Below are 19,522 nucleotides of genomic sequence, written 5' to 3'. Positions count from 1 at the left end.
GTAAATGATGTCAAAACTCGGACAGATCAAATCCAACAATTCTGCTCAAGACCCTGACGTACTGAGGGTTGTCTTGAAGACACCCAACTGTCAATCAAACGACCATCGGCTGCCGCAAAAGCGACAGTACACTGTTCTTGCTGAACTAAACACATTAGCTAGTGCAACTTTTGAGTTTGGCTAAACTCAGGCGGGATACGTATAAACGCCTGTAACTGCCAAACCGTGCCACCGCTACAATCTTCACCAGTTTTCTCGTCGTGCCTCGCACGATGCATCAAATTGGTCTTTGCACAGCTGTAGTGGGCGTAAAACTCAGCATTCAGCAGAGTGGGCTCGGAGCGGCGCTGCAGAGGCTGTCATAGTGTAGCTCTGATCGAGGGTCGGCTTCGACCGGCTACTAGCGACCTTTGCGGCAAACAGCAGAAAATGTCCATTGTCCGCCCTTCCCGCGCTACAGCGCGAACGGCCCAAAACAGTCATTGCAGGCCACTTGCTCCGATGACCTCTTTGGGGCGCCTCAATTTCAGGCCTGCGCCCTACCAGTTTACATCAAACTTCCGCACTACAGCCTGCACTGCTTGATCTGAAAGTGTTGTCGGCTGCATGCCTCGAAGTAATACCGCAAGTTTTGCCGTCTCTTCGAGTTCTTCCATAGCAAAAACGGCCGTCCACAGTTCTTTTTCTGCGACAACCGGACCATGGTTTGCCAATAGCACCGCCGAGCGCGTTCCTGCGAGAGCGCGGACCGCCTCGCCCATCGTTGCATCGCCAGGCAGGAAAAACGGCAGCAACTTCACCTTGCCCAAACGCATAATCCCATACGGGGTTAGCGTTGGGAGAGCGTTGTCCGGATCTATGTCAGGCAACATCGAAAGGGCAACAGAGTACGTCGAATGCAGATGGACCACTGCGCCTGTTTGAGGCCGAGTGTCGTAGAAAGCACTGTGCAGTGGGATTTCTTTGGTTGGCTTGTCCCCCGATAGGTGTCGCAAATTTTGGTCCAAATGCGAAATTTGTGCGGGGTCCAAAAAACCCATGGACGATCCGGTTGGCGTTACCAAATAGCTTCCATCCGACAGCCTGACAGAGATGTTTCCTGACGCGCCACAGGTGAGCCCTCGATCAAACATCGACTTGGCGATCCGGCAAATGTCTTCTCGTACCTTGGTCGCTTCGGTCATACGGCCTTCTCCATTCCAGTGCCCTTCATGAAGTACAGCGCATCTTCAAAAAAGGTCTCCCCCCCAAAGTTCCCCGACTTTAGTGCCAAAACCAAATCTGAATTGAGGGGGCGTACCATCGGCACTCCGGCGGCCAGTCTCGGACCAATCTCAAGCGCCGTGACGCCCAACCCTTTGACAACTGCGCCAGAGGTCTCCCCCCCCGCAACGACAACTCGACCAATTCCCTGTCTCGACAAAACAGCGGCCAATTCTGCAAAAAAGCCCTCAATTGCTTCCGCAGCCCGTGACGCTCCAAACTGTCTTTGCGCATCCTTAACAACGTTCGGATCCGCAGATGAGAACACCAACGGTGCGCGCGCCTGGTTCATTACCCAAACGGCAACATCCTCAGCGTTCACTCCGCCCTCAAGCAACTCGCCCGCACTGATCTCGCGACTTGGCGCGAGCTGCCGATAGCGGGCGACTTGCATGCGGGTCGCCCCTGAACAAGAGCCAGAGAGCACAACACCAACGCCATTGTTTCCCAGCGCCTTGGTGGGCGCGGCCGTTACACCGAAGTTGGCGGGCAAATCTAATGCGATCCCGGACCCGCCACATAACAGAGGCATCCCTTGTGCAGCTTTCCCAATCTCTAACAAGTCAGTGTCACGAATGGCGTCTGTAACCATCAGGGCGGTATCGTCAGGCATGGCCGCCACAATGGCTTCGGCGCCTTTCGCCACTTTATTGGCGGGGATGTGGCCAACTGGCAGTTTGGTCTGTGCGGCGAGGACGCGCCTGATGTCAGGGTCTGTCATAGGAGTCAGTGGATGATCCTGCATGCCGCTTTCGCTCAATAGCTTGTCAGACACAAAGAGATGCCCCTGATAGACCGAGCGACCGTTTTCAGGAAAAGCTGGGCAAACAATCACCGGCCCCGCTCCCAACTGCGTGACCAAAGCGTCAAGTACGGGTCCAATGTTGCCCTCAGCCGTACTGTCGAAAGTGGAACAAATCTTGAGGACAATCTGTTCAGCGCCTTGTGCCTTCAACCAGTCGCAAGCGGCTAGACTGTCGGCCACAGCTTCCGCAACCGGTGCAGTACGGGACTTCAACGCCACGACACCTGCGTCAGTTCCCGAAACCGCGTCATTATCCGGAATACCAATGTACTGCGTGACGGACATGCCCGCCTCCGCAATGGTCAACGCGATATCAGACGCGCCGGTAAAATCATCTGCGATGACACCCAATTTCATTTGCCAAACTCCGAAGAAATCTTTGCGAGCGCTTTTGCCTCTGGACCGACATCCAACCGATGAATGTGGGACGCCAAACCCTGCGGAAACAACCGGCGTACCAAAGGATCGTGACCAGGAATGATCAGTTCCGGCCGCGATGCGAGTTTGATAAGGCGCTCAAACCCCTGCATCATGTCCTGAAGGTCCACGACAATCGGGAAGGGCTTACGCGACAGAACATTCTCGTAGTAGTGCGCGGCATCAGACGCCAAAACCATCCAACCAGCCTTGGTGCGCACACGAACACATTGTAACCCGCGTGAGTGGCCACCGATGCAATGTAAGCTCAGCCCGTCCGCCAATTGGCTGTCACCGCTATGAAAGGTCAGCTTGCCTCCATAGAGACGCATGACTGCCTCACAGATGTGCCCCGCGGTGAATGGATCACGCAGGACATCGTGGCACATACAAGGTCCAGTGGCGAATGCCATTTCGGCCTCCTGCAGGTGCAAATGCGCGTTTGGGAAAAGCGCCAAGCCACCGGCGTGGTCATAGTGCAGATGGGTCACAATCACTTCGGTAATTTGCTCCGGCGTCAAGCCAAATGGCTCTAACGCCTCACCGGGATCAAGTCGTATCGGACGTCCACGTAGCTTGGCTTCATTGTGATCATAACCGGTGTCGACCAGAATGACCCTATCGCCATCCCGCAGGAGCCACATGAAGTAATCCATCGCATGCGGCGCATCATGATTGTCATCAAACAGAAAGCTGTCTCCGCGGGAACGCGCGTTTCGGTCGGCATACTTCACCGCATGAACTTGCCAAGTTCCTGTTTGACCGCCTGCCTTTGCCATCATCGGATCACCTCATCAAACAGCGCCACCTGTTTGGAAACAACCATATGCGCCACGCTGGCGTCGAAGGTTTTGAAATGCGCGGAGGCAAGGTGCAGTTCAAACGCAGCACGGTCATCATAGATCTCGTAGAGGAGAACCTCGTCGTCACGCACACACACGTCAAACATCTGGCATCCTGCCTCTTCAGCCCGTGATGTTCTCGCGTTGGCGATCATCAAGGGCAGAAAATCCTCCATTTGCTTTGGATGGATCTTGAATGTCACACAAACCGCGTACATCAGGCTTCCTTTCTGTCACGCCGCTGGAATGGGCGGCGGATCATAGGGATTTGCGCAGCAATCAGCGCCACGTTCAGCGCCAACAGCACCGCTGCGCCAGGACGGGACACAAACACGCCTAAGCTGCCGTCGGACAAGAACAGCGCTCTGCGGAACGTCTCATCAAACAGCCCGCCAAGAATAACGCCAATCACCAAAGGCGCGATGGGGTATTTCATCAGGTTCATGAAATTGGCCACAAATCCAACACCTAGCATCAAATAGAGATCGTTGATCCCACCTCCCACGGAGAAAGACCCAATTGCCGTCAGCACCATAACCACTGGCAAAAAGACCGTCTGTGGAATGCGTAGGATCTTGATAAACACTCGTGCTGTGAACAGGCCCAAAATCCACATAGTAAAAGAGGCCAGAACCATGATTGCGACCACGCGCAGGATTATCGCAGGATCTATCGTGGGGCCTGGGATGACGTTGTTAATTTTGAAAGCCCCCATCAGCGCCGCCGCCGGAGGTGATCCGGGAATCCCCAACACAAGCAGCGGGATGAGCGCCCCACCTATGCAGGCATTGTTCGCAGTTTCCGACGACAGCAGGCCTTCAAGAGAGCCTTTGCCAAAATTCTTACCGTCTTTGGAAACGGTTTTCCCAACACCATAAGACACCCAACCGGCAACATCTTCGCCTACACCAGGCAATGCACCCACCCCTGTGCCTATGACGCCTGACCGGGTGATGGTCGGCATATGTTTTCGAACCGCAGAGAGATTGGGAAGGATACGCCCCTGCAAAGCGACCATCTTCCCGACTTGCACATGCCGCATACCTTCAATGATTTGAGGCACAGCGAAGGCTCCCATCAACACCGGCACAACCTGGAAGCCAGACAACATGTAGGACCACCCAAATGTATAACGCGGTTCCGAGAGAAGCGGATCCATCCCCACCATCGCCATCGCCAACCCAATTAGCCCAGCAATCCAGCCTTTTATCACCAAGTCTTCGCTCATCAATGTGCCAGACAACAGAATGCCAAACAGCGCCAAAAGTGCTTTTTCTGGGCTGGCGATGTTCTTAGAAATTAGCAAAAGCACCCAGACAAAGATCAGCAGTGCCACGGTGCCAATCAGCGTTCCGATAAAAGAGGCCGTGGTTGTGAGACCCAGCGCCTCTCCTCCCCGTCCAGCTTTGGCCAGAGGATGCCCATCCATCGCAGTCGCCGCCGACGCTGCCGTGCCGGGAATATTCAAAAGGATCGAGGGGTAGGATCCGCCATAAATCGCCCCGACATAGGCACCAAGCAGCGCAATCATCGAGTAATCCAGCGGAATTTTATTGCCAAAGAACCCGGTCAAAATGGTCACAGCCAATGTGGCGGTCAGGCCTGGAAGCGCACCAAACGTAATGCCAAGAAAGACTGACGTAACCAAATAGACATAGGTCAGCGGGTCAACGACAAGCGCGGTAAAGGCACTGCCAAACCCAGACAGTTGAGAAAGTACAAAGTCCATTATTTACCGCTCCAGATCGGTTTGAGCGTGACGTAGTAGTGATATTCAATCTGCTTGAAGATCAGCCCGCCTCGGTTGGGCACATTCTGACGAAACCCAAAGGCCATAGCGCACACGAGAAGAGACGGCGCCAAAGCCGCGATCACCGGAATGATGCGGGCCAATCGGCTCCCTCTTTCGCGCCACAACCCCCAAGCTGTCAAAGCGATCCAAAACGCGAGCGCCAGCCAATCGTCATCATGTTGCGCCCATTGCGCGCGCGGCAGATTTAGCGCCATAGCGTAAAGCCCTGCCACGCCAACTGTCGCTGCCGCCAAAAGCATCCGCGCGGCCTGCCCGCCGTGATAGCCATAGATCAACGCTGTAATCAGCAAGCCAGAGCACAGAATGAAGTCCACCCGCGGCACCAATCCGGCTATGTAGAAAAACAAGATCACGGCCAGTGTCGAGAACCTCAGCGCCTCGGCCCGGTTCCACCCGATGCCGACCGCAGATAGTGCGCGCTCCGCGCCCCCTTCGCGCACCGAAATGCGCAACAACACCAACGACAACACCAGCATGGCCACAAAAATGCCCAAGGGCACCAAGGCTGCGGAATTGTACCAGTCGCCGCCCCTCACACCGGCCCGGTTTTCGCCCCACAACGGAATGTACGAAGTGCGCCAAAGGAAGAACACCGACAAGGCAAGTAAAACGAGCGCGCTCCAGAAATCCCGCGCCCGTAAAATCAGCTTTGCCTCGCGGTCTGCTGCCTCGGATTGAAGTAATTGATCGTTGGTCGTCACGAATGTGTCCCCAGCCACTGGATCCCTGTGTGCGGCAGGCACAAATTCCGCGCCTGCCGTTTGCTCAATTAGGGTTTCACGATGCCAAGCTTCGCCGGATCAACCGTCGCCGCCCCAAGCTCCTGCAACGTGTAAGCAAAGTTCGCTTCCAACGTTTCAAAGATTTTCGCGGCTTCATCACCATACTGACCGCCAACGTCATAGTTGTTGGCCGCGGCCCATTCCGCCACTTTGTCTCCTGCAATCGCCTTCTCAAAAGCAGAGCCCAGCGCGGCTTTCACTTCACCACCAGCGGAGTTGTGCACGGCGAACCCAATGGCCTGTTTCAACGGAAGGTACTTGTCGAGACCATCATAAACGTCGAAAGCCGAAGGCACGGTCATCCCGGCAATCTCCGCCGTTTCAGGTGTCAGCATCGCCAATGGCTTGAGTTGTCCGCCCTCAATCAACGCGGCCTGCTCCGCAAGCGAAGTCACAACCAGCGCCACTTCACCAGCAATCGCCGCCTCCTGACCTGGTGCAGAGCCTTTGTAAGGCACAAATTTGAAGGTCGCCCCAGAACCACTCTCAATCGCCAACAAGTTCAAATGGTGGATCGAGCCGGCACCAGATGCCGCCGCCGGAATTGTGCCCGGCGCGGCCTTGGCCGCATCAACCAGCTCTTCAATTGTCCCATAAGGAGAGTTTGCCGGAACCGAAATCAGATCAGGCGAGCCACCAACGATAAAGGGATACCAGTAGTCAAACTTCTTATCCCAACCGCCCTGAACCGCTGCGGTGACGTTGGATTCAGACAGCCCCACCAGCGTATAGCCATCATCAGGCTGGTTCATCACATAGACCATCCCGTTTGAGCCAGCGACGCCACCGGTTTGGTTGATCACGTTGATTGAAACTGGCAGGTGCTTTTCCATTTCCGCCATGATCATGCGGTTGATCGTGTCCGTTCCGCCGCCAGCGCCCCAGACAACTGCCGTCGTGATGTCGCGATAGGGATAGTCCTGCGCGCTTGCGGATGTGGCCAGGCCTGCAGACAGCGCTGCCGCCCCCAAAATACGTGCAAACTTGAGTTCCATTCTTGTCCTCCCAGACTCAATGCGTTTTGTGTTGCATGAATTTACGTATGCATTAATAAATGCGATGTCAAATTTTTTAATAGATCGCGACGGCAAAACCTGCCACAAGGTCAAAGGAAGGAACGCATATCCATGCCCAACTCGTATGAAATCGCAGTGTTTGCAGGAGACGGGATTGGCCCGGAAATCACTGATCCAACAGTGAAAATTCTGAATACTCTCTCAGAGCAATCTACGGGCTATTCGCTAAACTTCGCCGCAGCGCCTGCTGGCGCAGCACATTATGCGGAAACCGGCGAATCTCTTCCTGCAAGCTCCTTGGAGACCGCGCGAAATGCGGATGCGATTCTATTGTCAGCCATGGGACTTCCAGATGTGCGTTACGCCGACGGCACAGAAATTTCCCCGCAGATTGACTTGCGCAAAGCCCTCACACTTTTCGCCGGCGTCCGCCCTGTGACCGTTCGCGCGGGCCAGGCAACGCCACTCAAAATTCCGGAAGGCAAAGAAATCGACTTTGTCTTAGTTCGTGAAAGCACCGAAGGGCTCTTCTTTACGCAAGGCACTGGAGAAGTCAGTGACGACGAGGCCCGTGAAACTCTTCGCATCACACGTGATATCTCCGAAAAGCTGTTCCGCTTCACATTCGATCTTGCGCACCAGCGCAAGGCGCAGGGTCGCGGTCCTGGCCGTGTGACCTGCGTGGACAAAGCCAATGTTTTCCGTGCCTTTGCCTTCTTCCGCGAATTGTTCGACGCAGAGGCCGCGAAACACCCTACCCTAACCTCAGATCACGCATATGTTGACGCCACCGCATTGTGGATGGTGCAAAAGCCATGGGATTTTGACGTGCTGGTCACAGAAAACATGTTTGGCGACATCTTGTCCGACCTCGGCGCGGGTTTGATGGGCGGTCTGGGCTTGGCTCCTTCAGCTGACATCGGACTGAACCACGCGGTTTTCCAACCTTGTCACGGCTCCGCTCCCGACATTGCCGGGCAAGGTGTAGCCAACCCCTTTGCAATGTTGCTGTCTGCCGCGATGATGCTGGACTGGCTAGGCGTAAAGCACGACAATCCTGCGCTGCGCCGCGATGGTGAGCGCCTACGCGAAGCCGTTGAGGCCGTGGTGGCCAAAGGTGCCGTGCTGACGCGCGACCTCGGCGGAACAGCCAGCACAGAAGACGCCGCCGCAGCGGTCTCAGCCCTTCTGGTGTTGGAGGCCGCATGACAGCAACAATCAAAGTGGCCTGCGTGGGAGCAGGCTATTTCAGCCAATTTCATTACGCCAGTTGGGCCTCAATGCCAGAGGTGCACGTGGCGGCCTCTTGCAACCGAGACATCGCAAAGGCCCAGGCCACAGGCCTCCCCGCCTACGATGCTCTGCCTCAAATGTTAGCGGAGGTGCACCCGGATGTGCTCGACATCATTCTGCCGCCTGTTGCACATGCAGAAACCATCCGCATCGCCCTAGACGCAGGCGTGAAAACACTGATTTGCCAAAAGCCATTCTGCCAATCCTTGGCTGAAGCCAAAAACATGATCGCACTGGCCGACGCGGCTCAAGCTACCATCATCGTACACGAAAACTTCCGCTTCCAACCATGGTACCGCGCCTTGAAGACTGCGCTAGACCAAGGTGCAGTTGGCAAGCCGCAACAACTGACGTTCCGCCTCCGTCCAGGCGACGGCCAGGGGCCAGACGCCTATCTTGCTCGCCAACCCTATTTTCGCGACATGCCTCGGTTTTTGGTGCACGAAACAGCGGTCCATTGGGTCGACACGTTCCGCTTCCTGCTGGGCGACCCTGAGGCCGTCTATGCCGACCTGCGCCGGGTCAACCCGGCGATTACAGGCGAAGACGCTGGCTACATTCTGTTTGATCACCCTAACGGCGTCCGAGCCTTTTTTGATGGCAATAGAAACCTCGACCACAGCGCCGATAACCACCGCCGCACCATGGGCGAAGCGCTTCTGGAAGGCACGGATGGCACAATCTCACTGCATGGCGACGGTTCTCTGTGGCTCCGTAAATTTGGCGCCGAGGAGCAAACCTGTATCCAACCGGCAGACACTTGGGACGGGTTTGGCGGCAATTGCGTGCACCACTTGCAGTCCCACGTCATTTCTGGCCTTCTCAACCAAACGCCTTTTGAAAATGACGCCGCCGATTATGTGCGCGTGATCGAAATCGAAGAGGCCATCTACACGTCGGCTGAAACCGGCCAGAAACTGAAGATAGGACCACCGTGAGCTCCAAGGCCGACACCCCCTCCACAAAACCGCTTTCAAATTCCCAGCGCGCATTTCTGGCCCTACGCGACATGATTTTTGCAGGCGACCTGGCTCCGGGGTCCGACCACTTGGAAAGCGAACTTGCAGAGCAATTGGGCGTGTCTCGCACACCTGTGCGCGAGGCTGCTCTTATGTTGGAAAGCCAAGGTTTACTGGAGCTACGGCCACGCAAGGGCGTACGCATTCTGCCTGTGTCTCCCGACGATATGGCTGAAATCTATGACGTTTTAACTGAGCTGGAATGCCTCGCGGCGCGCAATGCGGCAAACAAAGGGTATTCACAGACAGATCTAGATCCTCTTGCCAAAGCCATTGAGGACATGGAGGTGGCTGTGGCCCAAAACGATCTGGAGAACTGGGCGGAGGCGGATGACCGCTTTCACCGCGCACTGGTTTTGCTTGGAGACAACTCCAGAGCTGCGACCATATTTGATATGATGAACGATCAGGTGAGACGCGCCCGTACCGTTACTCTGTTCATGCGTCCGTTGCCAGTTCAGTCCAATGAAGATCACCGTCAAGTGTTTGAAGCTATTAAGGCGGGCGACATTGGCACGGCAGACGCAGTGCATCGTGCACACCGGCAAAATGCTAAGAACATGATGCTTGAGTTACTCAAGAAACATCGGCTGCGCGGAGTTTAGATCTGCGGCACCGCAAAGGGCCGGCTCCCCCTCTCAAAAAAGCTACTGCCAAATAGCCCGAGTTAGGTTAGTGCCTGAAGCTGACGCACCGGTCAAACTCACGTACGCGAAGCTTCAAACGTGGCCCAAGCCTTCTCGAAAGCGTCGAAGGTAAAGCCCGGTTGTCGCGCAGGCTCCAGAATTAGCTTCTCGGTGTCCAGCAACTTATGGATCGCGCTTTCCAGTTGCCCAATAACCTCCGGTGGGATCACCAAGGCACCATGCCGGTCCGCATGTACCAAATCACCATCACGGATGCGCAGGCCAAATACCTCGACCTCGGTTCCAATTTCCCGCACATGGACGAAGCCGTGACTTGGTCCTAAGGAGCCTGCCACCAAGGGAAACCCGCTTGGCAGATCACCCAGGTCGCGCATCACTCCGTTGGTCAAGGCGCCACTGACACCAAGTCCCTTGTGAACGGTTGTGTTGATCTCCCCCCAATAGGCACCGATGCAGTTCGGAAAATCGACATCTTCGATCACCGTGATCGCCGGGCGCGGCCCGTCCGACATATGTTTGTAGTAGGCCATGCGGCGGGCCTTAATCACGTCAGGCGCCTCTTTTGGCGGTTCCAACGCCGCGATCTTAGCAGTGCGGGCATAGCCCACCATAGCGCCGCCCTCAGGATCAGAACAGAGCATGGTGCCGCGCGTAAACTGATCAAAACCACGTTGCCCTTGGGCCACTTCAATGGCGTTGCAAACGGTCGGGGTATCAACTGAGTGCAGCAATTTCAAAAGGGTGTCGTTCATAGGCTCTCCAGCCAGCGGGTCAACGCTGCATTGGTAATTCGGGGTTGCTCCAAGGTCGGCAAATGCCCCGCGTTTTCAACAATCTGTAATGTGCTGCCCGGGATCAAATTTTGCATCAATCGGTGGCGTTCGACAGGGCACAGGCTGTCCTCCCGACCGCAGAGAATCAGCGTTTCACCGGAGTAACTCCGCAGGGTTTCCGTTTGATCTTTGCGATCGCGCAAGGCTTTGGACTGTCTAACAAAAATATCTGGCCCAAGGTCGGTGGCCATAGCCATGCAAAGGTCCAAGATCTTGCCTTGATTAGGTCCATCCGCAAGGTAATTAGGCTTCATCTCCTCGCGCATCACACGCCGCATGTCTCCCGCCAACGTCGCGGCTATTTGAAGCGCTCGGCGGTCTTTTGTCGCCTCTGACTCCGCAAGCGGGTTGGTGTCCATCAGAGCCAGCCCCACAATGCGGTCTCGCGCTTGTCGCAACATCTCCATGGCGACAATGCCGCCCATCGACAGCCCCGCCAGAGCGAATTTGGGAGGCGCGGTCTGCAACACTTCTGTGGCGAGTTTCTCAATGGTTTTCTGCCCGCTCAGCGGAGCCGTCATGATCGGATAGAGACCAGACAAAGCGTTGATTTGCGGGCCAAAAAGACGCGCATCACACATCATACCGGGGAGCAAAACCAAAGGCGTCATGACAGCGCTGCGGCTCCTTCGCTGAGAGCTGCGAGTTTGGCATAGGCAATATCGGGATCGACCGCGCCAAATCCAGCAAATGTCCCAAAGCCGCAGTCGCTTCCAGCGATCACGCGCTCCGCGCCAACGATAACACTAAAGCGTTGAATACGTTGAGAAACTAGCTCAGGATGTTCGACAAAGTTGGTCGTGGTGTCCACAACACCCGGCACCAGTATTTTGTCATCAGGGATTTCGGATTTGCGATCTCTAAACACTGTCCACTCATGCGCATGGCGGGGGTTGGAGGTTTCAAACAACACGTAGCGCGACTTTGTCGCCATCAAAGTGCTAAACACTGTGTCCATCGGGATGTCACAACAATGCGGCCCTTCGTAATTTCCCCAACAAATATGAACTCTTACGCGCTCCTGTGGCACGTTTTGCAGGGCGTGATTGAGCGCCTCTACGTGCATGTTTGCAATCTTGAGGAACTCCGCATCACTTAAATCGTTAAACAGCATATGGCGGGAGAGCGCCAAATCTGGGCAATCCAATTGCAGGTCTAAGCCATTGGAAACAATGGTTTCATACTCGTCCTTCATGGCATCCGCGAGCGCCGCCAAATAGGCTTCACGACTGGCATAATGATCGTTCTGCAAAAATAGCGAGATCACCCCTGGCGAGGCGGCATTCATAAACCCACGCTCCACGCCGTGAGCCGCCATGGCGGCCTTCAGGTTATTGATATCTTTCATCAATTCACCTTGCCCTTTGCTGCGCACGTCACCGGTGCACTTGGGGCGAGCGTATTGCGGTGTACCGCCATCATCGGCCAAACGCTTCAGGAAAGACGGGAACATCTTAAGGTCTGCTGGTGCGTTGCGCTCGCTGTCGCCCGAGAATCCCGTGTAGCGGTCTTTTACATACGTGGCGTAGGAGATTTTGCTGGTTTCCCCGTCACTTACAATATCAATACCGGCCTCAACCTGCTTGCGGACCGTCTCGTCCACAGCTGCTGTCATGGCCGCATCAAACGCCGCCGGATCATAGGGTTTTTCGTGTTCCCGCGCGAAGATGAAATCCACCACTTCTTGGGTGCGTGGCAGGCTGCCCACATGGGTTGTTAAGATTTTGCTCATCGCGCCGTTTTCCCTGTCTGTTTCCCGTCGGTATTGCGTCGGTATCGCGGAGGTGCGCTCCGCCAACCGTCACCGTTAACGTTTGAGCGCCTTGCGCGGCAGGGAGTGCCGCCGCGCAAGGCCTAAGGTTTAGCCGGTCCAGGTGGCCCCTGCGGCATCGTCTGTCGCGGTGATGCGGTAGAGCCCCGCCTCCCCTGTCATCGAAGGTGCAACGCTGTAGCTTTCGCCCGATAATGCCACGGCTGTGTCCCCTGCGGACAAGGTGACTTCCACGTCGTTGATAGTGATGCGCCAATTACCGCTGGCGGGCATCAGAACCACAGGCTGCGCAGTTGCCACGGCGTCTGTCACAGCGGAACCGCGCGTCAGGAAATCAACCTCAAACCCGGGCTTGTCTGTAATGATCGCATCCTCACCAATCACTTTGGCGGGAGTTTTTGCCGCCAACGCCATCAAGTCCCAATAGCGGGCCACATAGGGCATCACCTCTTCCACCGGCAGTTCAGGGAAGGCCTTCAGTTCCTCTTCGGTCAACAACGGCATGGGGCGCACGTTGTGTGGCAGCTCTTCGCCCTTCTTGCTGTCATAAAGCACACCATTGTCACCCAGCATCAAACCATGCGCCTGCGCATCTTCGATCACATGCGGTGCCCAGGTGACGCCGCCACCCGCATCATCTCCACCTAGGATCGCCATGATCATCCCGTAGTCTTGACCAACGTTTTCAAAGCCCCGGAAGATGCCGGTGGGAATGTTGAAGATGTCGCCTTCCTCAGCGATGAATTCACCGGCGTCACCGTGCAGGCCCCAGAAGAAGCGCCAGCGGCCTTTGGCGACAAAAAACACCTCTGCGGTGGTGTGGCTGTGCAAGCTGTTGCGGCATTTGGGAGGTTGACCGGCTGCGCCGATGTTGAAGCCGATCTTGTCAGTGATGTGCACGTGCTGGTCTGGGGACTCAGACACGCCGCCGCCGACAATGGTGAAGTTCTCTTTCTGGTCACTGCCAGGTGTGTGAGCGTCGATGAAGGCGGTTTTGCAAGGTTTTAACTCGCCGTAACGGACTATGCGGGATTGGATAGAACTCATCTTGTGTCTCCTTTTGGGGTTTGGATTGGGATCGAAAAGGACCCCGCCCCGGGAGGACGGTTGTTGAGACGGCGTGCACGCAACGCGGCACGATGCGCATGAAAGCGCCGCGCCGCCTGTGTGTTGCACAGCCGAGGATATGTCAGGTTGGAAGTCACGCTTGACCTGTTTGAAGTAGGATCTGTTTCCAGACCGAGGTTTCATCAAACAGCGTGTATTCACGGCGTACCTTGGGCTGATCCATGATCAGCGCGCCGAAGTCTGCATGGCTGATGCCCAGCACGTAAACCTCCGCGCCAGTCGGCGCACCAAAAGTACCCCACCCGTCGTGTTTGCCCCAGAGGCTCCACCGGATCGCGGCGCGTGGCGGCATCATCGGATCATCGCGGCCAATCTGGTGCTCGATTTTGAACTCTGCGTTCGGGAAGCTCGCGCGTAGGCCCATCCAGAAGCAGTCCACCGCGTCCCAGCCGTGGCCAGTCACGCCACCGACATATTCGGATTGCACAGCGCGGTCGTACTCCGCCTCAATCGCCGCAATGTCGGCACCCATGATGCGGTTGAGGAGGTCGGCGTAACGTGCGCCCCATGCATTGTCGTTGCCATTGCCTTTGTAAGGGCCAGGCTGGTCCGTGTGCGGTGTCAGGGGCTTCACGCAGTTGTCTGGTCCACCTTCGGCCTCGATCAGATTGGCAGCATAGTCCTTGGGCTCCCACCCCATTTGACGCACGATGGCACCTTGGTCACGGATCAACCATTCATCATTGATTTGGTTGTTGATTGCATGACAATCCGCCAGGATGCGATAGCGCAATTGCTTGCCGGTCGCCTTGCCATAAACGCCATCCGCCATATGGGTGGCGGTGGAGATGATCCGGTGGGAGCTGAGCATGCCCTCCTCCGGCGTACCGGACCAAATCACATCTTCACCCAACAACTGCCGATCCGGAAATTCTGCCAGCGTGGCCATGGTCGCGCCGATGACGTTTTGATTGCCCAGCACCACGGAGGCCGGAGAGCGCACAACGATGTCATCGCTGTAGTAGTGGTGCAGCGTGGCAATGCCCCGATCCTCCCAAATCTCTTTGGTGATGCCGATGATGTAATCGGGGAAATCCTGAAATTTCGCATCGAAGCCTTGCATGGGGGTCTATCCTTCTTTTGGAGGCCAGGTGTCTGGAACGCGCGCGGAGCCACGCACAATCAGCGGGGTTGGAATGGCAACCTGCCGTGGGGTGGCAGATGCCGGGTTTTCGATGTGCTCCAGCAGCGCATCGACAGTTTCTTCCACCATCAGATTGGCGCGCTGGCGCATGGTGGTGAGGTCATAAGCGCGCCATGCCGCGGGTGGCACGTCGTCAAAGCCCACAACGGAAACATCGCCTGGGATCTTGAGTCCAAGGCCAAAGCGCAGCTCATCCATGACAGCAAAAGCCATGTGGTCGTTGGCCACAAAGACCGCATCCGGACGTTTGTCTGCCGGCACATCGAACATGGCGCTGGCTGCGGAGCGGGCGCGGTCCACGTCAAAATCCCCAACCTCGCGGGCAAATAGGTCCTGCCCCGCTTCTTCAAGTCCCGCGCGGAAACCAGCTTCGCGATCCCGTTGAGTGGAGGCCCCTTCCCAACCCGCGATGTGGCCGATTTTACTGTGCCCGCCCGCAACGAGGAACTGCGCCAGTTGGCGCCCACCTTCGAAGTTGTCGGAGGTGACACAGCTGACACCTTTGGCCTCTTCAAAGCGGTTGAAATGCACCACAGGTACGCCCACCTGCAAACACCGCGCAGACAGATCAGAAGACATCGCAACAGAGGCTGTGACAATGCCATCCACCTGATAATCCAAAATTTCTTCGACCACGCCGTCGATATTTCCGGCGGTTTGCGACGCCATGAAAACCAGCACGTGGTAGCCTTTTTCTTGCAAGGCGTTGGACAGGATTTCCAAAGCTTCCGGATAAAAGTAGTTGTCCAGGTAGGCCACCACGAGGCCGATGATGCGGCTTTTGCCGGATACCATGGCTCGGGCGAGCACATTTGGCCGGTAGCCCAGTTCCTCGGCGGCTTTGCGCACTTTCTCTACGGTGGCTTTGGATGCCGAGGCGCCGGGTGTGAACACGCGGCTCACAGCGGATTGGCTGACACCAGCGCGCTCGGCAACTTGGAGGGAGGTAACTTTCTCAGCCATCAGTCTGCCGTCCACCCGCCGTCAATCAACATGGAAGTGCCGGTGACCAAGGCACTGGCATCAGAAGCGAGGTAAAGCACCGCGCCCATGATGTCCTCGACCTCGCCAATACGGCCAAGTTTGATTTTCTCCTCGACCCAAGCTTTGCGTTCAGGTCGTTCAAACGTCTGCGCCGTGAGGGGCGTTTTGATAAAGGTCGGGCAAACCGTGTTGATGCGGATTTGGGACGGACCCCACTCTATCGCCATGGTTTTCACCATGCCTTCCAATCCATGCTTAGAAGCGCAGTAGACCGCGCGGTCCACACCACCAACGTGGCCCATTTGGCTGGAGATGTGGATGATGGATCCGGGTTTGCCCGCAGCCATCAAGGCTTTGGCTGCATAGGCCGAGAGGAAATAGGCAGAGCGCAGGTTGAGCCCCATCGCCGCGTCATAATCCTCTGGCGTGGTCTCAACAGCTGGACCGTGCCGCGCCAGACCAGCGGAATTCACCACAACATCGATGTCCTGTGCCTCAAACACCTGCGCCAGCGCCGCGAGGTCGCCTTGGTCCAACACCAGCGCCTCGGCACTCATGCCCGCAGCCTTCATGGCCGCGACAGTGTCTTCTAGTTTTTCTGCCCCGCGCGCTGCGCAAATCACATGGGCGCCAGCCTCGGCCAGCGCCACGGCACAGCCCTGTCCAATGCCGGAGGAGGCACCGGTGACAAGGGCGGTTTTGCCGCTGAGTGAAAAGGAAGGGGTGCGGGGCAGGTCAGTCATTTATTCATTCCATCCGGGATATTCAGGCGCGCCATACTGCGCACCTTGTTGAATTCCCGCAACCGGGCAAAGACGTCCACACCCAATTGGCGATAGGCGTCCAAAAGATCGACCAAGACCCAGTTTTCGCGGATCTTTCCGTTCTCAAGCCGCCAGAAATCCAGGCTGCGCATGGTGATCTTCTTGCCCGCAGGCGCGATGCCCATCCATCCGTCATGGGTGACAGTCTGGATCATGTTGGGCCAGCCCGTGACGGCGGCATATTCACCATCGCCGAAGAAGTGATAGGTGATCTCGTCCACATATTGACCGCGATCCGGCATGCCGTTGAGAAACGGAATCTGGTGCCAGTTGCGAAACCCTGCCGCGCCACGTCCCGTGCCAATGCCGGCAGGGCCATACCAGCTCATGCGCTCATGCCAGTAGTGATCCATCTTCATGGACCGTGGATCGGGGTCCCGTGGGTGCTTTTTCAGGTGCTCCAGCATATCGATGATGTGCTGACAGGTCTCTTTGCCTTTGGCTTCATCATAGGGTCCGGGCACCAAGCCGTCTGCGGTTGCGGGGCCAGGCACATGCCATTCGCGCCCCAACGACGGCGCCATAGGCCACGCATCCGCCTGCATCATCACCTCAGGAATGTCCCACAGCGCCTGATACTCAACCAATTTGCCATCCACAAAACGGAAGAACTCGTGATAGCGCATCGCCACCTGATGGCCGGTTGGTGGAATGTCCAACCACGGACCTGTGAACACGCCGGTGTAGTAACCACCGCAGCCCACCCAGTCGTTGCCAAACTCATCTGGTCCGGCCATGACGATGTAGTCACGGCGCTCCAAATCCGGCCAAGCGTCGAGCAAGCCCTTATAGGCGCCATCGTAAAAAGCACCCGGCCCTGTCATGTCGCCAAACGGATGGCATAGACGGAAAAGCGCATCCGGTGTCGCGAGATCGGAGAGCGCCTTGCGGACACCCTCTTCGCTAAAGTTATAAGTCGCGTCTCGAAAGGCTTGGATCAGCTCTTTGTGCTGTGTGTGTTTGTCGACAGCCATCCTACTCAGCCGCCTCCCGATAAGGTGCACCTTCGCCGAACGGCACGTTGATGCCGCCGTAGCGACGCACCCGCACGTTGCACTGCTCCGCATGGCCGACAAAGCCCTCAAGCATGCACAAACGCGAGCCATATTCGCCAATCATTGTGGCCGCTTCATCGGTCAAGACGCGCTGATAGCTGTGGGTTTTCAGGAACTTGCCCACCCAAAGACCGCCGGTGTAACGGCCCGCCTTTTTTGTCGGCAGCGTATGGTTGGTGCCAATCACCTTATCGCCGTTGGAGACATTGGTACGCGGTCCAAGGAACAGCGCGCCATAGCAGGTCATGTTTTCCAGGAACCAATCATCGCGATCGGTCATGACCTGCACGTGCTCAGACGCGATGTCGTCCGCGACCTCAAGCATTTCCTCGTAGGTGTCACAGACGATGACTTCTCCGTATTCTTCCCAACTGACAGAGGCAGTGTCTGCTGTCGGCAAGATTTTCAAAATGCGGTCGATTTCCGACAGCGTGTCCTCAGCCAACTGGCGGGAGTTGGTGACCATCACGCATGGGCTGTTGTAGCCGTGTTCAGCTTGTCCCAAGAGGTCGGTGGCACAGATTTCTGCATCCACGGTTTCGTCCGCGATCACCATGGTTTCGGTGGGGCCGGCAAAGAGGTCGATGCCAACGCGGCCAAAGAGTTGACGTTTGGCCTCGGCCACAAAGGCGTTGCCAGGACCAACGAGCATGTGCACAGGATCAATCGTTTCCGTGCCCAGCGCCATGGCGCCAATCGCTTGAATGCCGCCCATGACGTAAATCTCATGCGCGCCACCAAGGTGCATCGCCGCAATCACGGCCGCATTAGGCTTGCCCTGAAACGGTGGCGTGCAAGCGATGATGCGCGGCACGCCAGCCACAGAGGCCGTGGCCACGGACATATGCGCCGAGGCGACCATCGGGAACTTGCCCCCGGGCACATAGCATCCCACAGATTGGACCGGGATGTTTTTGTGCCCGAGGACAACGCCGGGGAGCGTTTCCACTTCCAGATCAAGCATCGTGTCGCGCTGTGCTTGGGCAAAGTTGCGCACTTGTTCCTGAGCGAACTTAATGTCGGCCAACTCACGGTCGCTCAGTTGGGCCATCAGATCGTCAATCTCTTGCTGGCTCAGTTTGAAGGACGCCGGCGAGTAGTTGTCGAATTTCTCAGACAGCTCGCGCACTGCCGCGTCGCCGCGGGTTTCGATGTCCTTCAGCGTGGCCTCCACAACGGCGCGTGTTTTTGCGTCGTCTTCAGCACGCTCCGCTTGGTCTTTGCCGCGTTTCAGATACTCGATTGTCATTGTCTTATCCTCAATTGACAGGATCAGTTTTGGGGCGCGGCGCGACTTTGGCGCCGCGATCAAAGGCCTCCCAGCCTTCGCCGTTAAACAGGTCGACGCCCAACTGAGCGGCGACATGGGCGAAATCGACGTTCACCCAATTGTCGACGATCTTGCCGTCGACGACTTTCCAGAAGTCCATGTAGCGAATTTCCACCCGCTTGCCGGTGGGCGCGATGCCGAGGAACTCGCCACTGTGCGTGGCTTCCTGACGGCCAAAAGCAGCGGCCCATTCGCCCATGTAAAGGCGGGCTTCGTCGATGCAGGTCTTTTCCGAAAACGCCGCCTGAAACGGGCGCTGCCAGTTGTCTTGGAACTCCTGCAGGCCGGTTTTGGTGCCGCAGCCTTGGTTGCCCATCCAACGAAAGCCTTGGGCGAAGAATTCACCAATGTCGTCGATGCGGTGGTCATTTAGACCGTCCACCATGCCTTCGATCACAGCGCGGGTTTCTTCGGTCTTGCTCATATCGGTGTCGCGCGTCAGCACGGCCTGTTCAGGGCGGGAGCCTTTCATGTGGCTTCTCCTTTCAGAATGGTGTTGGGGATTTTGCGAGGGCATGACGCCCCCTGCCCTATGAAATCCCGTGGCATTCTGTTG

20 protein-coding genes are annotated in these 19,522 nt (G+C 56.6%); 3 read left to right on the top strand and 17 right to left on the bottom strand.

From position 1 onward, the window contains the following. Positions 1-539 precede the first annotated feature (539 nt). From SIB92_RS01100 to SIB92_RS01070, 7 genes are all read right to left on the bottom strand, one after another. Positions 540-1,184: an aldolase gene (locus SIB92_RS01100; protein WP_412554081.1), complete on the bottom strand. Its 645-nt coding sequence runs from the start codon at positions 1,182-1,184 to the stop codon at positions 540-542. Beyond that, the gene (gene otnK / locus SIB92_RS01095; RefSeq protein WP_412554080.1) at positions 1,181-2,425 is read right to left on the bottom strand and encodes a 3-oxo-tetronate kinase; all 1,245 of its coding nucleotides are present in this window, start codon (positions 2,423-2,425) and stop codon (positions 1,181-1,183) included. Before otnK ends, SIB92_RS01100 begins: the two co-directional genes overlap by 4 nt. Further along, the gene (locus SIB92_RS01090; protein ID WP_412554079.1) at positions 2,422-3,267 is read right to left on the bottom strand and encodes an N-acyl homoserine lactonase family protein; all 846 of its coding nucleotides are present in this window, start codon (positions 3,265-3,267) and stop codon (positions 2,422-2,424) included. The genes otnK and SIB92_RS01090 overlap by 4 nt, the downstream gene beginning before the upstream one ends. After that, entirely contained in the window at positions 3,264-3,545 is a 282-nt protein-coding gene (locus tag SIB92_RS01085) for a putative quinol monooxygenase (protein WP_412554078.1), read from the bottom strand. Before SIB92_RS01085 ends, SIB92_RS01090 begins: the two co-directional genes overlap by 4 nt. Then, positions 3,545-5,056, bottom strand: a complete 1,512-nt coding sequence (locus tag SIB92_RS01080; protein ID WP_412554077.1) for a tripartite tricarboxylate transporter permease — start codon at positions 5,054-5,056, stop codon at positions 3,545-3,547. The genes SIB92_RS01085 and SIB92_RS01080 overlap by 1 nt, the downstream gene beginning before the upstream one ends. Further along, on the bottom strand, positions 5,056-5,841 hold the full coding sequence (locus SIB92_RS01075; protein WP_412554076.1) for a hypothetical protein: 786 nt from the start codon (positions 5,839-5,841) through the stop codon (positions 5,056-5,058). The genes SIB92_RS01080 and SIB92_RS01075 overlap by 1 nt, the downstream gene beginning before the upstream one ends. A 68-nt stretch (positions 5,842-5,909) precedes the next feature. Beyond that, positions 5,910-6,917, bottom strand: a complete 1,008-nt coding sequence (locus SIB92_RS01070) for a Bug family tripartite tricarboxylate transporter substrate binding protein (RefSeq protein ID WP_412554075.1) — start codon at positions 6,915-6,917, stop codon at positions 5,910-5,912. 132 nt (positions 6,918-7,049) lie between these two features. Here SIB92_RS01070 and SIB92_RS01065 point away from each other — a divergent pair, with 132 nt between their 5' ends. From SIB92_RS01065 to SIB92_RS01055, 3 genes are read left to right on the top strand one after another with little or no spacing between them, the layout of a single operon-like run. Next, complete coding sequence (locus tag SIB92_RS01065) at positions 7,050-8,147, top strand: isocitrate/isopropylmalate dehydrogenase family protein (RefSeq protein WP_412554074.1); 1,098 nt, start codon at positions 7,050-7,052, stop codon at positions 8,145-8,147. Further along, positions 8,144-9,169 (top strand): Gfo/Idh/MocA family protein, encoded by a 1,026-nt coding sequence (locus tag SIB92_RS01060; protein ID WP_412554073.1) that lies wholly within the window; start codon positions 8,144-8,146, stop codon positions 9,167-9,169. Before SIB92_RS01065 ends, SIB92_RS01060 begins: the two co-directional genes overlap by 4 nt. Next, complete coding sequence (locus SIB92_RS01055) at positions 9,166-9,855, top strand: GntR family transcriptional regulator (RefSeq protein WP_412554072.1); 690 nt, start codon at positions 9,166-9,168, stop codon at positions 9,853-9,855. The genes SIB92_RS01060 and SIB92_RS01055 overlap by 4 nt, the downstream gene beginning before the upstream one ends. A 98-nt stretch (positions 9,856-9,953) precedes the next feature. Here the strand turns inward: SIB92_RS01055 and SIB92_RS01050 are convergent, their stop codons facing one another. The 10 genes from SIB92_RS01050 to SIB92_RS01005 all read right to left on the bottom strand — a co-directional run bounded on the left by SIB92_RS01050 (position 9,954) and on the right by SIB92_RS01005 (position 19,438). Further along, a complete protein-coding gene (locus SIB92_RS01050; RefSeq protein WP_412554071.1) occupies positions 9,954-10,649 on the bottom strand; it encodes an RraA family protein in 696 nt (231 codons plus the stop codon). Continuing rightward, entirely contained in the window at positions 10,646-11,341 is a 696-nt protein-coding gene (locus SIB92_RS01045; RefSeq protein ID WP_412554070.1) for an alpha/beta fold hydrolase, read from the bottom strand. The genes SIB92_RS01050 and SIB92_RS01045 overlap by 4 nt, the downstream gene beginning before the upstream one ends. Then, positions 11,338-12,462, bottom strand: coding sequence for a cobalamin-independent methionine synthase II family protein (locus SIB92_RS01040; RefSeq protein WP_412555780.1), 1,125 nt, complete (start codon positions 12,460-12,462; stop codon positions 11,338-11,340). Before SIB92_RS01040 ends, SIB92_RS01045 begins: the two co-directional genes overlap by 4 nt. Positions 12,463-12,591: 129 nt before the next feature. Further along, complete coding sequence (locus tag SIB92_RS01035) at positions 12,592-13,548, bottom strand: cupin (RefSeq protein ID WP_412554069.1); 957 nt, start codon at positions 13,546-13,548, stop codon at positions 12,592-12,594. Positions 13,549-13,702: 154 nt separating this feature from the next. Further along, positions 13,703-14,692, bottom strand: a complete 990-nt coding sequence (locus SIB92_RS01030) for a nuclear transport factor 2 family protein (RefSeq protein WP_412554068.1) — start codon at positions 14,690-14,692, stop codon at positions 13,703-13,705. Between the two features lie 6 nt (positions 14,693-14,698). After that, the gene (locus tag SIB92_RS01025; protein ID WP_412554067.1) at positions 14,699-15,736 is read right to left on the bottom strand and encodes a LacI family DNA-binding transcriptional regulator; all 1,038 of its coding nucleotides are present in this window, start codon (positions 15,734-15,736) and stop codon (positions 14,699-14,701) included. Further along, positions 15,736-16,500: an SDR family NAD(P)-dependent oxidoreductase gene (locus tag SIB92_RS01020; protein WP_412554066.1), complete on the bottom strand. Its 765-nt coding sequence runs from the start codon at positions 16,498-16,500 to the stop codon at positions 15,736-15,738. Before SIB92_RS01020 ends, SIB92_RS01025 begins: the two co-directional genes overlap by 1 nt. Further along, on the bottom strand, positions 16,497-17,555 hold the full coding sequence (locus tag SIB92_RS01015; RefSeq protein ID WP_412554065.1) for an ester cyclase: 1,059 nt from the start codon (positions 17,553-17,555) through the stop codon (positions 16,497-16,499). The genes SIB92_RS01020 and SIB92_RS01015 overlap by 4 nt, the downstream gene beginning before the upstream one ends. A gap of 1 nt (position 17,556) precedes the next feature. Continuing rightward, on the bottom strand, positions 17,557-18,885 hold the full coding sequence (gene hisD, locus SIB92_RS01010; RefSeq protein ID WP_412554064.1) for a histidinol dehydrogenase: 1,329 nt from the start codon (positions 18,883-18,885) through the stop codon (positions 17,557-17,559). A 10-nt stretch (positions 18,886-18,895) separates the two neighbouring features. Continuing rightward, on the bottom strand, positions 18,896-19,438 hold the full coding sequence (locus tag SIB92_RS01005) for an ester cyclase (protein WP_412554063.1): 543 nt from the start codon (positions 19,436-19,438) through the stop codon (positions 18,896-18,898). Between the last annotated feature and the right edge of the window lie 84 nt (positions 19,439-19,522).

This window comes from Shimia sp. MIT1388 (assembly GCF_047124445.1).
Taxonomy (GTDB): domain Bacteria; phylum Pseudomonadota; class Alphaproteobacteria; order Rhodobacterales; family Rhodobacteraceae; genus Shimia.
This window is presented reverse-complemented; position numbering and strand designations above follow the sequence as displayed.